General features: G+C 36.9%; 12 protein-coding genes and 1 tRNA gene. 7 read left to right on the top strand and 6 right to left on the bottom strand.

From position 1 onward, the window contains the following. Positions 1–99 precede the first annotated feature (99 nt). Complete coding sequence (locus tag E4635_RS12040; protein WP_135526948.1) at positions 100–1,014, top strand: GYDIA family GHMP kinase; 915 nt, start codon at positions 100–102, stop codon at positions 1,012–1,014. Positions 1,015–1,077: 63 nt separating this feature from the next. Here E4635_RS12040 and E4635_RS12035 read toward each other — a convergent pair whose 3' ends face one another. From E4635_RS12035 to E4635_RS12015, 5 genes are all read right to left on the bottom strand, one after another. Then, on the bottom strand, positions 1,078–3,171 hold the full coding sequence (locus E4635_RS12035) for a peptidylprolyl isomerase (RefSeq protein ID WP_135526947.1): 2,094 nt from the start codon (positions 3,169–3,171) through the stop codon (positions 1,078–1,080). Between the two features lie 96 nt (positions 3,172–3,267). Next, the gene (locus E4635_RS12030) at positions 3,268–3,462 is read right to left on the bottom strand and encodes a hypothetical protein (protein WP_135526946.1); all 195 of its coding nucleotides are present in this window, start codon (positions 3,460–3,462) and stop codon (positions 3,268–3,270) included. 15 nt (positions 3,463–3,477) lie between these two features. Next, on the bottom strand, positions 3,478–4,035 hold the full coding sequence (gene lptC, locus E4635_RS12025; protein ID WP_135526945.1) for an LPS export ABC transporter periplasmic protein LptC: 558 nt from the start codon (positions 4,033–4,035) through the stop codon (positions 3,478–3,480). A 9-nt stretch (positions 4,036–4,044) separates the two neighbouring features. Next, a complete protein-coding gene (locus tag E4635_RS12020; RefSeq protein WP_135526944.1) occupies positions 4,045–5,280 on the bottom strand; it encodes an outer membrane beta-barrel protein in 1,236 nt (411 codons plus the stop codon). Then, positions 5,277–6,008, bottom strand: a complete 732-nt coding sequence (locus E4635_RS12015; RefSeq protein ID WP_135526943.1) for a type III pantothenate kinase — start codon at positions 6,006–6,008, stop codon at positions 5,277–5,279. The genes E4635_RS12020 and E4635_RS12015 overlap by 4 nt, the downstream gene beginning before the upstream one ends. A 99-nt stretch (positions 6,009–6,107) precedes the next feature. On the opposite strand from E4635_RS12015, the gene E4635_RS12010 reads away from it, so the two are divergent. After that, positions 6,108–6,180: transfer RNA gene (locus E4635_RS12010), tRNA-Phe, on the top strand. Positions 6,181–7,107: 927 nt separating this feature from the next. On the opposite strand, the gene E4635_RS12000 is transcribed toward E4635_RS12010, so the two are convergent. Next, complete coding sequence (locus E4635_RS12000; RefSeq protein WP_135526941.1) at positions 7,108–8,271, bottom strand: FISUMP domain-containing protein; 1,164 nt, start codon at positions 8,269–8,271, stop codon at positions 7,108–7,110. A gap of 113 nt (positions 8,272–8,384) precedes the next feature. On the opposite strand from E4635_RS12000, the gene E4635_RS11995 reads away from it, so the two are divergent. From E4635_RS11995 to E4635_RS11975, 5 genes are all read left to right on the top strand, one after another. Further along, positions 8,385–8,612, top strand: a complete 228-nt coding sequence (locus E4635_RS11995; RefSeq protein ID WP_135526940.1) for a helix-turn-helix domain-containing protein — start codon at positions 8,385–8,387, stop codon at positions 8,610–8,612. Positions 8,613–9,053: 441 nt separating this feature from the next. Next, positions 9,054–10,682: a hypothetical protein gene (locus E4635_RS11990; protein WP_135526939.1), complete on the top strand. Its 1,629-nt coding sequence runs from the start codon at positions 9,054–9,056 to the stop codon at positions 10,680–10,682. Positions 10,683–10,888: 206 nt separating this feature from the next. Then, positions 10,889–11,077: a helix-turn-helix transcriptional regulator gene (locus tag E4635_RS11985; protein WP_135526938.1), complete on the top strand. Its 189-nt coding sequence runs from the start codon at positions 10,889–10,891 to the stop codon at positions 11,075–11,077. Beyond that, positions 11,074–14,070 (top strand): type I restriction endonuclease subunit R, encoded by a 2,997-nt coding sequence (locus tag E4635_RS11980; protein ID WP_135526937.1) that lies wholly within the window; start codon positions 11,074–11,076, stop codon positions 14,068–14,070. The genes E4635_RS11985 and E4635_RS11980 overlap by 4 nt, the downstream gene beginning before the upstream one ends. Further along, a complete protein-coding gene (locus E4635_RS11975) occupies positions 14,063–15,361 on the top strand; it encodes a restriction endonuclease subunit S (protein WP_135526936.1) in 1,299 nt (432 codons plus the stop codon). The genes E4635_RS11980 and E4635_RS11975 overlap by 8 nt, the downstream gene beginning before the upstream one ends.

Genomic DNA, 15,361 nt, shown 5'->3' with positions numbered 1-15,361 from the left:
TGCAATCTGTTTTTGCGCGATTGCTCCCGCATCGCCCAACCACAGGATTTCCATTGCTATCGGGGCTAGGGACCTGCTTATTGAAAAACAGCCCATATTATGAAAAAAACGTTCTACAGCAACGGAAAACTACTCCTTACAGCCGAATACGTGGTTCTTGACGGGGCAAAAGCATTGGCGTTGCCTACAAAATACGGGCAAAACATGGTTATCGAAGAGGGAAGCGACAAAACCATCCAATGGAAAAGCTTCGATGCAGACGGGAGTATCTGGTTCGAATCGGCCATTCCTTTTGCTGCTATCATAGCAAAAGATAAACCCGATACGGGAAATGCTATCCAAAACACTTTAACGGAAATCCTTCACCAAGCCTATCTGCTGGCTCCGGATTTTATTATAAAATCGGATGGATACCACATCCAGACCACATTGACTTTCCCTAAGTTTTGGGGTTTGGGTACTTCCTCAACCCTAATCAACAATATCGCCCAATGGCTTGCCATCGATGCCTATACTTTGCTTAGGAACAGTTTTGGCGGAAGCGGTTACGATATTGCCTGTGCCCAGAACGATTTTCCGATTACGTACCAATTAATTGACGGAAAACCAATAGTACACCCTGCGGACTTCAAACCGGCCTTTACCGACAAAATTTATTTCGTTTATCTGAATAAAAAACAAAACAGCAGGACCGCCATTGCCAATTATTACAACAAGCAGGGCGATATAACCAAGCTTATCCCTAAAATAAATCAGATTACCGAAACGGTACTCCAAGCCACTCACCCCAAAGAATTTGCCCTTGAGCTCCAAAAGCACGAAATCGAATTGAGTAATTTCCTGGAAATGCAGACAGCCAAGGAGGCCTTGTTTCCAGATTTCGACGGTGTAATCAAAAGCCTTGGTGCCTGGGGCGGTGATTTTATCCTGGCCATTTCAAAGCAGGATCCCGTATCATATTTTAAAGATCGGGGCTATGGAACCGTAATCCCATATGAAGAAATGATTTTATAAAAAAACGAAATAAAAAAAACCGCCTCATATGGGCGGTTTTTTATTTATTCCTTTACTCTGTTATTAGTTAAACTGAGCTCTGTTATCTTTAATATCAGCATCATCTTTCAAGACATTGTATACTCTTCCTTGAACAGAACCTCTTGATTGGCCGTTCAATCGTGTGATGATATCTTTATATTCCGCAACAGCAGGAGCTTTAGCAGATGATTTCACTCTGATTTTGAATACTCCCGAATTTCCGTCGATAGCTTGAGAAACTACGCCTGGTTTCAATGAGAATGCTGTTCCAACCACTTTTGATTCAGCACCGATAGTTTGGATATAAGGATTGGTAGCTACGATATCTTTCGCTTCTTTGATAGGAGAACCAGTCGCTTTTGAAACCGCTTCAAGAGTTGCACCGGTCATTTTAGCTTTGATCAATTCCGCTTTTTTCTCATTTCTTAATTTAGCACCAAAGGCCATTTTCGCATCTTCGATTGGCAACAAGCCGGCTTCGTTTATTTTTTTCAAACGTGCTACAACATGCCCTGCAGGAATATTGAAACGTTTCACATCACCTTCTTTAGCTCCGAAAGCCCAACGAACAATTTCCCTTTGGCTTCCTACTCCCTGGATATTTTCATCTAGGGCACCTAATTTAGCAACAGGAGCAACTGTTAATTTCAATTCTTTTGCCGCAACATCGAAAGCTTTTTCATTAGCCGCCATTTCAAACTTGGTCGCCTGGGTGAAAACCGCATCGCTTGTCGCTTCAGATGGCGCTATTTTCTGAGCAATAGTAGCCAAACGGATACCGTCTTGCTTGTCTGTTACGTTAATGATGTGGTAACCGAATTCCGTTTCAACCAAACCGATCTTTCCAACAGGGTTCCCGAAAACAAAATTTTCGAAATTTTTAGTCATTTGCCCTTTAGAGAAATACCCTAAATCCCCTCCTTGTTGTTTTGAAGAATCATCAGAATTAGTAAAAGCAACCATTGGGAATGAAGATGGGTTTGCAGTTACCTGCGCCAAAAGCTGGTTTGCTTTAGCCTGGGCTTCTTCCTTAGTTCTGGTCGCCTGTGATCTTGCAGCTCCTTTGTAAGAGATCAAGATATGACTTGCTTTAACATTTACAGCTGATTTCTTTCCTAAAGATTTGGAAATACAATAGTAATTACCAAACATATAAGGACCGTAAACCTGTCCAGGAGCAGTATTGAATAACGCTTCTGCATGTTCCACCGGTAAATCTTTCTTAGCGATATACGTTGAATCGTATTTAATATCAGAATTTGCATTCACAAAATCAACAACATTAGGCGCATTGGTAAAACCAACCTTGCTTTCGTCTACTTCAGGTGTTTTCGGATCATCGGCAACAGGATTCAACAATCCCATAACTTTATCCTTAACTTCTTTTTCGTCCTGTGCAGAAGGTTTGTCTTCGATCATTACGAATTCGATCTCACGGGTTTCATCCGCTTTGTATTTCTTCTCGTCTTTTTTCATGTAAGCGGTGATCTCAGCATCTGTAAGCTCCACTTTTTTATCATCAATTGTAGAATATGGAACAGAAACTACATCAAAAGTAACTTTATTGTTTTCCAATTCGTAATTGAATTTACCATCGGCCTGAGTAGTATAAAAACCTGATTTCAGCATGGTGTTGTACATTTGCTCAGTAGCAAAAGCCGACAATTGCTTTTCATACTCCAGCCATTGCTGCCATCTTTCAGGAGATGTATTTTTTATCGAAGCGATAAATTCGTTGAATTTCCCTTTATCAAATTTACCGGCAGCATTTTGAAATTGTGGGTTTTGCGCAAATTGAGGATCTTCCTTAATTACATTGATCAATTGGTCGTTCCCAATTCTCAAACCTAATTTTTCGTATTGTCCTTCAAGCAAAACTCTTTTTACTTCCTGCTCCCAAACTCCGTTAGTCGCTTGCATCAAAGACATACCTTGCTGGCTTTTTTGAGCTGCGTCAACTTTAATTCTAAAGTCTTCAAAAGGAACGTCTACTCCGTTAATAGTCCCGGCATTTCTTGACGTTTGGCCAAAACCACCGTTTTCAATCAATGCTCCGATTATAAATGCAAATAATGCTAATCCTACTATCGCGATAACTAGAAAAGAGCGTTGTCTAATTTTTGATAAAACTGCCATTTTTTAAATATTATTTTTTATTCAGTGGGCGAAAATACAATTATCTATGAAATAATAAAAGTTGTTCGCTTTTATTTTAATAGAAAGTTTAAATTTTTATTGTTTCTTGTTGTAATTGTCGAATTTTTTTGCAAATTTCCTACGGAAGAAAAACATCACAATGGCAGCGCCAGCAATGCAAAAGCTAAGATACGGGGCATCTGTTCCCGAATTCAGTTTTGAAAATCCGTCGTAAGCAAAATATAATCCTGCCAACAAGTAAACATATTGAGTGTATTTTAAATAATTCATGTGTCCTGATTTATGTTAAAGGCTGTAAACCCCTGTAATTTGTTGTGTATCCAATGTTTTAAAGTCCTTGCTGAAATCAATTCCCAAACCTTCAATCACATTGCCTTTATCGGTAAACTTATAAGCCTTTTGGGTAAAAAACCATTCGTTTTTCTGGTCGTAATACAATTGTTCCGTTTCCAGCATCTTACCGTCATGCGTGGTAATTTTCACCTTTCCGCTCAAATCTATAAGATTGGAACCCGAATACGAAATAGCGTAATTTGAGGTTACGAAACTTTTATTCCCCTGGTTATCATAAATGGTCACGTTCACTCCTTTCGGGAATTCGGTAAAAGGGAATTCCAAATGAGAAAAATCGAGCATTTGAGGCGAAATCAAAATGGCTTTTATCTTGCCCGAATCGGTATATTTCAAGTTAAAATCCGTGGCTTCCCCAACAGGATTGAGCTCTTTGATATTGATTTTCCGGACTTCATTGATATTGTCTTCACAGGAAATCAAAAAAAGTGTCGCCGCACTAAGCAACAGCACTTTTTGAAATGATATGATCCGACGGAGTTTTGCTTGCATCAAAAAAAATTAATCGTATTTACGTTTCACGAACCATCTGTCGTTAAAGGATAGCCCTACGGAAACATTGAAATAGTTTTCCTGAACCAGGTTGGCAACGGTTGTCCCTCTTTTACCGAACTCAAAACCGATGTTGATATTGGAAAAAGATCCGTTGATTGGCAATCCAAGACCTAAAGTCAAGGCTCTGTCTTTTATGGATTGTGAATTGACTACCAAGCCTGTATTTTCGTAACGAAGACCTCCCCTGTACGTTATTTTATTGAAATAATTGGTAAACGAATTGTAATTCGGGACATAATACCCTCCTAAAGAGAATTTTGAAGAACTCTCGAAACTGGCTTTCTCTGCATAAGCGTTCCCAAATTCCCTTTTCCCCTGGAAAGTGGTTTCAAAGCCCACAAACCATTTCCTGATTTCCCCGATCCCTGAACCGAATGAAAACTTCGACGGCATCTTCAAATCCGAATCGGCAACAGAAACATCTCTTGGATCGATCACAATTTCATTTCCTTGAGAATCGTAAGTAATGGTGGCAGTATTCCTGGTATTACTGGATTTTATATTAGCTTCCGGCGAAAAAGTGGCACTTGTGATGAAATCGTATTTTTTGATTTTTGTCTTGTAAATCGCTCCCGCATTGAAATTTATCCCGTTAAGCACGGAAGTGTTTAATTCTCTTGATCCATTTTGAATGGCGGGCACTGGAAAAACAGCTGTAGTGGTTTCGATTTTCCCGAAATTGTATCCAAAATCCAACCCTACGCTTATTTTTGATGTAAGCTGGTAACCTGCTCCCACAAATACCCTGTTAACGCCTCCTTTTCCTTTGTTGTCTTTAACATCGGTAGGCGATTCATATCGTATCTTATATCCTACCGAAGAATAAGGCATCATCCCCAAGGTCAACCCAAGTTTTCCGGCTGGGAATGCCATGGCAATGTAATCCAAAGAAGTCCTTCTGGCTTTTTCAGAGGCCGATTCTGTTTTCAGTGACTGGGTATTGTACGTTCCGGCAACTGAGAACAAAGTAAGCTTTAACGCCGATAATGCCGCAGGGTTTTGCAAATTCGTATGGATACTATCAGGCAAAATACCCAATCCTCCCATAGATTTATTTTCAACCGTCCCTTTGAACTTTACTTCTCCTAATCCGTAGAAAGAATATGGAGAAGCGGTACTTTCCTGGGCAAAACTATGTAGCGAAAGCAGCATCAAACTGCCTAATAAGATTTTTTTAATCATTTTCGATTTTGATATAGATAAAGATTATTCAAACTCTCCAGAAGAAAATTTGAATTGGCAAATATGGTATTTTTTAATCGTTTAGCCAAAAAATTAGCGTCGCCACCAGTTAAAATTATGATAAAGTTTTCATTTTCACTTTGTAAAGCATCGATATAACCGTCAATTTCAAAAGCCAAACCGTTAATCACCCCCGAATGCATGGACTGTCCTGTTGAATTACCGATTAGGCTCCCGGGATCTTCCAAGGTCAGTAAGGGAAGTTTAGCCGTATAATTGTGCATGGATTCGTAACGCAATCTAGTCCCGGGCGAAATGGCCCCGCCATGATACACATCGTTTTCATCTACAAAATCATAGGTTACACAAGTGCCTGCATCTATAATCAACCTGTTCTGTCCCGGGAATTGAAGGACGGCCCCGGCAGCCAAAACCATACGGTCAATACCTAAAGTCTGCGGAGTGGCATACTGATTTAGGAATGGAAAAGCATTTTCACGGGTAATAAAATGGATTTTCACCCTATCTGAAAACGATTTGAAGGCTTCCACATCCAGTTTTCCGACAGATGCAACGGCCAAAACAGTGATGTTTTGAAATTTTTTTAAAATATTTTCAATCGTCCCGAAAAAATTTTCATGGGGAAAAACCATTACTTCTACAAGTGTATCATTCTCAAATACAGCGCTTTTAATTCGGGTATTCCCAACATCTACAGTTAAAATCATGGAGTTTATTTTGAGTATCCAAAGTTACGAATAGATTTTTTTAAAAATTTGTTTTGGATAAATGAAAAATGGTTCTATATTTGCACCCGCAACAGCAAAGGTGCCTTAGCTCAGTTGGTAGAGCAACGGACTGAAAATCCGTGTGTCCCTGGTTCGATTCCTGGAGGCACCACTTTTAAAAATGAAAACCCTTGAATATCAATAAGATAGTCAAGGGTTTTTTCTTTTACGGTAGAAAAAACGGTAGAAAAAAACGTAACCTCATAAAAAAAGACTACTAAATTAGTAGCCTTTTAATATTTTTTGCAAATCCACAACCTTATATCTTTTACGGTTGCTTCCTAAAATTCGAGTTGGTTTAATTTTGCCCTCACTCTCATACTTCATCAGCGTTGTTGTACTCTTAATTGATAACATTCTCATCGCTTCTTTACTGTTAACATATTCCATTAATTGAAACGTGTTAAGCCTTTTGTCCTGAATTCACCGCACAAGGCTAACGGTTGTTATTTGTCATATTTTACCATGCTTATTCAGATTAAGACAAACTTACTACGAAATGTAACACGTTGCAAGTTGTTTTTTTATGATTTATACTTAGTTATGGTTTTTAGCGCATATTTTTAAGAAAGTTCCGCTATAAAAAAAACGAGAGGTTAGTCTCGTTTCTTTTTTGGTTGCAACATTTGTGAAAACTCTGTAAGTTCTTCATCCGTAAAATTCGTTACTTCAAATGTTATAGGAAATTTAACGGTTTCTGACCTTAATATTCGCCTCAGCTGGCTTAATGTAATGATTATCCTCATAGTGCCTCTTTATCTAATAAATATCTTCCAAAATCCATTTCTCAAAAAATTCTGGAAAATTTAAACGCCACATCATGCACACCATAATACATTAAGGGAATGTTCGCCTATGAGGGTGGTAACCGTTAGAAAACACATTTCCCAACTTTTCACAACGTTTACAGGGGGAGAGGGGTGTTTTTACCACCTAGGGGTGGCATTCTGACTTTTGAAACCTATAGCGCAAGCGTGCTAATGCGGTGCGCTATGGGAACATTATTCGCCTATAATATTGACCTGTTCTACTTTAAAAGCTAAGGTTGGGGTTCATAAACTGTTTTTATTTTTTCATTATTCTGATAGTACTCTCTTTTTGTGATACGCATTTCAAATTTTTCAGCTAGCTCTGGTTTTGCAATCCAATCATAATATATCCATTCGCCTTCTTTTTTCCCATTAACATAATTTCCTTCATGTGTTTTATGCTTCCAATGGCTGTCATGGTAGTAAATTGATAAACCATTCAACTGAGCTTTCTTATACATTTCTTTGCTAAGCAAATCACCGTAAGGACTAAAACTTAATCGTTCGCCATTTTCAACACCATTAACAAATGTTTTTGAAACGTTCCCCATACTACTATAAAATGTTACTACTCCATTTCTTAGTTTTCCATTTTTATCAACCTCGATATGTTCATTTTCTAAAACTGGTATCTTAGTAGTTCTCATAGATTCACCTTTAACACATCGAATTGAATACCCACACCCAGCATCATATACACCAGCCCCAGGTCCTGAAACAAAAGTATCATCCATATATAATTCGCTTGGTTGGATTTTGATTTCAGAACCGTTTAAACCTTGCTTCCAAAAATTTTCTGACGACCACCAATGTCCAGCTTCATCGATTTTAGCAAAACCACCCGTTTCCATTCGATACCCACCAAGCACAGCCTGAAATGACCCTGAACCTCTAGTTTGAAGCTTTGAAGATGCTTGCGAACTTCTTTCATTGTCTGAATGTTGATACATATTATAGTGACCCAGCAAAACCCAATATTCATTATCGCTTGGAATAAAGTAACCTTCGGGTGCAAGTCCCCTTTCGTCCATAACCGCATACCAATTATAAAGTTTCCCGTATATATCACCATTTAGTGGATTATTGTCATAATAACAGTAGGCGGGTATGTGAAGTTTTCCAGCTCGTTCCCATTCTTTATTAGTTTTCGCATGGAAAATAGTATCACCATTTTTAAATGTACTCACTTCCAAATTTATTGAAGTCCATTCCAGTCCACCAATTTTAACCGTTTCGGATTGATACGATGAAGTTTCACCGCTATTGGAACTTTCTTCTAAAGGTCTAACATTTGGGGAAGGCAAATTTTTATTCTCAGCATTGTTGTTTTTGCAATTCACAAAAAGAAAAGACAGGATTATTAAAGCTGGCGTTTTTAAGGTATAATTTTTCATAAAATAAATTATTAATCAAACAAATATATAAAAACAGACGAATATGACTGGAATTATACGTTCCTGTTTTTTTGACACGTTACTTATACTTTTCGTGTCTTAATGAATATAAGATGAGAAAAACGGAAATTCCTGAATCAGTCAAAAATGTTGGTATTAACATTAAAAAAATTATCGAGGATAAAAATCTGAAAGTAAGACATGTGGCTCATGATGCTGATTTGGACATTGAAGCTCTCAGACGTTATATGTTAGGTAAGCAAATCATGGGAATTGACAAGTGCATCCGTATTGCTAAAGCGCTAAATGTTGAAATATCTGCGCTATTTGTTGGTGCTTAGCATCAGCCACACCCACTACATTAAAGTTTTGCAATTTTCTACTACTATTAAGTACTAATTATTTTATTTAGTATTATTTCTATTAATATCTTCTTACTATTTTCTTATTATTTCTTCATTTATACTCATATATGTTACTTAAATATATTGTATAATAATCTTATGTAATACCAATAAAATAAGGTAATAGAGAAGTATTGGATTAATATGTTTATGCACTGTTTGCGCTATTCCAAAACCAGTAAATAAAAGTTTTTAAAAAATAGTCCTTCAAAGTGCTTGACTGTTTTCAGATTTGTTAGTATAATTGAACATATGAGAGAAAACTCATTAAAATCCTTGGTTGCTGGGGAGTAATTACCCCAGCTTCTCTTACCGAGTGTAGGAGCCAAAAACAATAATCACCCACACGCTGGGTGAAGCAGAATAAGAGAATATACAATGAATCTTAAAAACGATTACCTATCGCTTACAGGCGATACAGAGGATTTACAAATCCTTCACCATGATGAAAATTTTGCCGAATTAGCCCTAATCTTCCCAAATGTTAATTCGATTTGGATTCCGAAAAAAATGGAAACCAACCTAAGAAAACATGTTTCAGAAGAACTTTTAAAAGCAATCGACCCCGATATTGATGTGGCAGTGGAAAAATGCCTTTTGGTGGCATCGAATCTTGCCAGCACACATTACACAGATGACCGCTGGAAGCACCTAAATTCTAAAATACTTCACGAACAGACCAAAAACAAAGACAATACTTTCGTTTATCCAAGAATCATTGAAGCTTTGCTTGCGGGTACTTCAACGGGAGCTATGATTGAAGTTGATGGTCGTTATGTCAAAGGCGGACACTCCAGAAAATACAGGTTACCTGACAGTTATTTTAAGCCAGGTTTAACCGACTATATTATCAAAGACAACGGAATTATCCAAAACAGAAACAAAATCTATTACAGGCTGTTTAATGAAGCTTTGGAAAATACAATCTGCTACAATCTCGTGAAGTTATACCCTAGAATTGAATTGCCTACATCCAAAGAATTTCTGGAGATTGGGAAACAACTGGTAAAAAACAAATACACAACCAAAAAAGGCAAAATCCTGACCATGCGAAACAAGCATGATAATAGTTACTGGGCAGATGCCGACAATAGGAGATTTGTGGAAGACCACATCAAAATATTTGAATACTTGACCAACCGAGGCTTTATGATTCCAGTCGCTGGAGACCATAAAAGTGGTGGGCGTGTGGTGGATTCTTTCACGTTGATGCCTGCATGGATTCGCAATGAAATTACCATAGATGGCAAAAAGTTGGTTGAATGCGATTACAGGGCGTTGCACCCGAATTTAGCAATGTACCTGTACCAAGGCAAACATGAATATTTAACGCATGAGAAAATAGCGGAACTGGCTGGAATTGATGAAAAATTGGTGAAGATTGAGCATTTGAGCTTTTTCAATAAAAATTGGCACGGTATGACAGCATCACCATTATTTAATTATTATTCCAAAAATGAAGCGAATATGCTTTCAAGGCTTTACCATGACAAAAAAACCAATGGTCACAAAATCACTTCGCAAAAAATGTTTAAGCTCGAAGTTGTAATAATGACCGATGTTATAAAATACCTTAATTCGATTGGGATTTATGTCCTATACGTTTATGATGCGTTGTTATGCGAGGAAAAAGATAAAACGGTGGTAATGGAAACCATGAACCGAATCATTTTGGAGCATGGTGTTAAAACCTGTGTTAAAGATACCAGCGCAAAAAATGAGGTTGAATGCGCTATTATGGATTCGGTTGCGGGTGATGCTGATGATACCAATGAAGCGGAAGCGGTTGCCATGGAAACCAAAACCAAACGAATAACAATCGATGAATTTTTCAAAAGATTCAGGATAAAATACGGTAGTTATCTAACAGAATCGAGTTTGGACACATGTTATGATGTATTATCGGAGTATAACTTTATTGATGAAGTCCCAGAAAAATACAAAACACAATGTGTCGTTGAAACCTGTATTGACGGTGGTTTTGGAAAAATGAACCTTTTTAAATAAAACAGAAGACCTATTCCATTACGGAGTAGGTTTTTGCTTTTAGGTATATCCATATTACTTTTGATTGGTTTGGGATTTGGCAAAAGCCAACGCTGAAAAACCAAAAAAGCTTGCCCCTATTCACCCACGACAATATTGTGGACATTTACACTACTCAGCAGTGCAATTTTACTATCTTTGACCTGTTAAAAATTAATTAGGCTTCAATGAACCGAATTAAAGAAGTACTTAAAGAAAAAGGCATTTCCCAAACTTGGCTTGCTAAGAAGTTGGATAAAAGTTACAACACAATTAACGAGTATTCTCGCAATGTGAGACAACCAAGCCTTGAAGATTTGTACCGAATTGCAAAAATTTTGGATGTTAATGCCAAAGATTTATTGAAAGAAGAATGAGTAAAGAGAATCAAATAGAATTAAACCTCATAGAGCAACTAAAAGGGCTGAAATACATTTACCGACCAGACATAGTTGACAGGAAAACGCTTGAGCAAAATTTCAAAGCAAAATTTGAAGAACTTAACCGTGTTCACTTGACAGACAATGAGTTTTTAAGACTTCGAGAGGAAATTATAAACTCTGATGTATTTGTAGCTTCTAAGAAATTGCGTGAAAGACAATTTTTCCAACGTGAGGACGGAACACCATTGCATTACACATTGGTAAATATAAAAGATTGGTGCAAAAACGATTTTGAAGTTATAAGTCAGTTACGTATAAATACCGAAAACAGTCATCAACGCTACGACATCATATTACTGATTAATGGCTTACCAGTGGTGCAAATCGAGTTAAAGAAGCTCGACATTTCAGCACGAAAAGCAATGCAGCAAATCGTAGATTACAAAAACGAAGCGGGCAACGGTTACGGAAATTCATTGCTTTGCTTTATGCAATTGTTCATTGTTAGTAATAGAAGTAACACCTACTATTTTGCAAATAACAAGATTCAGCATTTTCAATTTAATGCAGATGAACAGTTTTTACCGATTTATCAATTAGCAGACGAAAGCAATAAGAAAATTACTCACCTTGATTCATTCACTGAAAAGTTTCTTGGCAAGTGCACACTTGGTGAAATGATAAGCAAGTATATGGTTTTGGTGGAAAGCGAACAGAAATTGCTCGTTATGCGACCTTATCAAATTTATGCAGTAAAGGCAATTGAAGAATGTGTTAAACAAAACAGAGGTAACGGCTACATTTGGCACACCACAGGTAGCGGTAAAACCTTAACTTCTTTCAAAGCTTCTACCCTTTTAAAGGACAATCACGAAATTGAAAAATGTTTGTTTGTGGTTGACCGTAAAGACCTTGACCGACAAACCCGTGAGGAGTTCAATAAATTTCAGGAAGGAAGCGTAGAAGAAAACACAAATACTGAAACTTTAGTAAAGCGTTTACTTTCTACAGATTATGCCGACAAAGTAATTGTTACCACCATTCAAAAATTAGGCTTGGCATTGGATGGAACTTACAAGAAAAACTATAAAGAGCGATTAGAGCCATTGAGTAAAAAACGTGTCGTTTTTATCTTTGACGAATGTCACCGTTCGCAGTTTGGTGAAAATCACAAAGCGATTAAAGAGTTTTTCCCAAATGCTCAATTATTCGGTTTTACAGGTACACCTATTTTTGACGAAAATGCCACGTACAGCATAAGAGAAGGCGAATACGCTTCTTATAAAATTACAGAAGACATTTTCCAAAAAAGACTACACGCATACACAATTACACACGCTATTGAAGATAAAAATGTATTGCGTTTTCATATTGATTATTTCAAAGGCAACAAAAATCAAAAACCAGGAGAGGTTATTTCAAGACAAGCAGTTGTAGAAGCAATTTTAACCAAACACAATGCTGCCACCAATTCACGAAAATTTAATGCGGTTTTGGCTGCGGCATCCATCAATAATGCAATTGAATATTATCAGTTATTCAAAGAAATTCAAAAGAAGAAACAAACGGAAAATACTGAGTATGCCCCATTAAATGTTGCTTGTGTGTTTTCGCCACCTTCTCAACTCATTGCTAAACAAGGGGACCAACAAAGTCAAAAAAATGCGGCTGACATCAAACAATTACAGGAAGATTTGACGCAAGAACGTGAGGATAACAAACAAAATCCAGAAGAGAAGAAAAAAGCATTAACGGAAATAATAGAAAATTACAATAAGCAATTTAACACCAATCACATCATCAATGAATTTGATTTGTACTATCAAGATGTACAAAAACGAATCAAAGACCAACAATACAGCAACAAAGATTATTCACACGAGAATAAAATTGACATTACCATAGTAGTAGATATGTTGCTCACGGGTTTCGATAGCAAATACTTGAATACCTTGTATGTGGACAAGAATTTGAAATACCACGGATTGATTCAGGCATTTTCAAGAACAAACCGTGTATTGAACGACACCAAACCTTATGGAAATATTTTAGATTTCCGTTCGCAACAGGATTCCGTAAATCAAGCCATTGCATTGTTCTCAGGAGAAGACAAAGGAAAAGCAAGAGAAATTTGGTTGGTTGACCCTGCACCTGTAATGATTGACAAGTACAAAGAAGCGGTTGAGAAATTGGGTGTATTTATGCAGGAGCATAATTTGGTAAACGAACCACAGGAAGTTTACAATTTAAAAGGTGATGCAGCAAGAATTGCCTTTGTGAAAAATTTCAAAGAAGTACAAAGGTTAAAAACACAGCTTGACCAATACACGGACATAGACGAAAAACAAAAAGCAAAAATTGAAGCTATTTTGCCCGAAGAATCTTTGCAAGAGTTCCGTAGTTCGTACATAGAAACAGCCAAGCAGTTACGAGAAATACAACAAAAAGAAGGTGAAAATGCACCGCCTGAAATTCAGCAACTTGATTTTGAATTTGTGTTGTTTGCTTCTGCCGTAATAGATTACGATTACATAATGAGTTTGATTGCCGACAGCACACAAAAGAAACCTGCCAAGCAAAAAATGACTAAATCACAAGTGATTAGCTTGTTGAAATCCAATTCCAATTTAATGGATGAAGAAGAAGATTTAACTGAATATATCAATGGTTTAGATTGGGAAAGCGGACAAGATGTTGAAATGCTTCGCAAGGGCTATGACAAATTTAAAGACGATAAGTACAATAAGGAAATAGCGACAATTGCTAACAAACACGGCTTGCAAACGACTGACTTAAAAAAATTTATTGAAAAGATAACGAGCCGAATGATTTTTGACGGTGAAAAACTAACCGACCTTTTAGCACCATTGGATTTGAGTTGGAAAGAACGCAGAGTAAAAGAGTTGGCATTGATGGAAGATTTAGTACCACAATTAAAAAAACTTGCCCAAGGGCGTGAAATTTCAGGATTAGCAGCGTATGAGTAAGAAGAAAAAATTAACACCTGAATTGCGTTTTCCTGACTTTGAGAATGATGGAGATTGGGCAGAAAAGAAAATTTCTGAGCTTGGCATAACTATAAATGGGCTAACTGGTAAAAGTGGTGAAGATTTTGGTACAGGTAAATCATATGTAACTTACAAGCAAGTTTTCGACAACTCCATTATAGATTACCAAAAGTGCGGTAAAGTTGAAATTGATGAAAATGAGAACCAAAACACACTCCAGAAAGGTGACATTTTATATACTACTTCTTCAGAAACTCCAGATGAAGTTGGCTTTGCATCTGTGCTTGTTGATTCTCCTAAAGAGGATATTTATTTGAATAGTTTTTGCTTTGCCCTAAGACCATTTGAATTAGAAAAAACGCAACCACAATTTTCCCGATACTTATTTCATAGTCCAATTTATAGAACGTCTGTTTCGGCAATAGCACAAGGGAGTACTAGATACAACTTGTCAAAAGTTGCGTTTCTCAACCTAAAAGTTCCAATTCCAAACCCACAAGAACAACAAAAAATCGCATCCTGCCTTTCGTCTTTAGACGAAGTAATTGCAGGTCAAACTCAAAAATTGGATTTACTCAAAGACCACAAAAAAGGCTTGATGCAAAACCTTTTTCCGCAAGAGGGAAAGAAAGTGCCGAAATATCGGTTCAAGGAGTTTGAGAAAGATGGTGCTTGGATGTTGAAAGAGGTGGATGATTTTATTGATTTATTTTCTGGAATAGCACTTAAAGGTGAGGAAATATGTGATGATGAATCTGGAATGCCAATATTAAGAGGCATCAATATAACAGAAGGATATATCAGACATTCAAAAGAAATTGACAAATACTATTTAGGAACATTAGAAAAATTAAAGAGATATTTTGTTAAAGAAAATGACATTGTTATTGCAATGGACGGTTCTAAAGTTGGGAAAAATGTTGCTCTTGTAGGTAAGTCTGATGAAAATGCAATTTTAATTCAAAGAGTAGCAAGAATCAGAGCAAATAAAAAAGCAGATTTTAGTTTTATATATCAATTTTTCATTTCAGATAATTTTAGAACATATGTAGATTCAGTAAATACGAGTTCTGGAATACCTCACATTAGTGCACAGCAAATTAAAAATTACAAAGTTTGGTTTCCCCCCAATATAAAAGAGCAACAAAAAATAGCTTCTTGTCTTTCTGCTTTAGATGAAGTAATCACTGCTCAAACGGAAAGAATCGAAGAGTTGAAGCATCACAAAAGTGGATTGATGCAGAGTTTATTTCCGAAAATGATTGAATAA

It is taken from the genome of Flavobacterium humi, assembly GCF_004745595.1.
Lineage (GTDB): Bacteria > Bacteroidota > Bacteroidia > Flavobacteriales > Flavobacteriaceae > Flavobacterium > Flavobacterium humi.
This window is presented reverse-complemented; position numbering and strand designations above follow the sequence as displayed.

Bases quoted from the DNA above. Each gene is read 5' to 3' on its own strand.
- E4635_RS12040 (WP_135526948.1), top strand. From the start codon at position 100: ATGAAAAAAACGTTCTACAGCAACGGAAAACTACTCCTTACAGCCGAA.
- E4635_RS12035 (WP_135526947.1), bottom strand. From the start codon at position 3,171: ATGGCAGTTTTATCAAAAATTAGACAACGCTCTTTTCTAGTTATCGCG.
- E4635_RS12030 (WP_135526946.1), bottom strand. From the start codon at position 3,462: ATGAATTATTTAAAATACACTCAATATGTTTACTTGTTGGCAGGATTA.
- lptC (WP_135526945.1), bottom strand. From the start codon at position 4,035: ATGCAAGCAAAACTCCGTCGGATCATATCATTTCAAAAAGTGCTGTTG.
- E4635_RS12020 (WP_135526944.1), bottom strand. From the start codon at position 5,280: ATGATTAAAAAAATCTTATTAGGCAGTTTGATGCTGCTTTCGCTACAT.
- E4635_RS12015 (WP_135526943.1), bottom strand. From the start codon at position 6,008: ATGATTTTAACTGTAGATGTTGGGAATACCCGAATTAAAAGCGCTGTA.
- E4635_RS12000 (WP_135526941.1), bottom strand. From the start codon at position 8,271: ATGAAAAATTATACCTTAAAAACGCCAGCTTTAATAATCCTGTCTTTT.
- E4635_RS11995 (WP_135526940.1), top strand. From the start codon at position 8,385: ATGAGAAAAACGGAAATTCCTGAATCAGTCAAAAATGTTGGTATTAAC.
- E4635_RS11990 (WP_135526939.1), top strand. From the start codon at position 9,054: ATGAATCTTAAAAACGATTACCTATCGCTTACAGGCGATACAGAGGAT.
- E4635_RS11985 (WP_135526938.1), top strand. From the start codon at position 10,889: ATGAACCGAATTAAAGAAGTACTTAAAGAAAAAGGCATTTCCCAAACT.
- E4635_RS11980 (WP_135526937.1), top strand. From the start codon at position 11,074: ATGAGTAAAGAGAATCAAATAGAATTAAACCTCATAGAGCAACTAAAA.
- E4635_RS11975 (WP_135526936.1), top strand. From the start codon at position 14,063: ATGAGTAAGAAGAAAAAATTAACACCTGAATTGCGTTTTCCTGACTTT.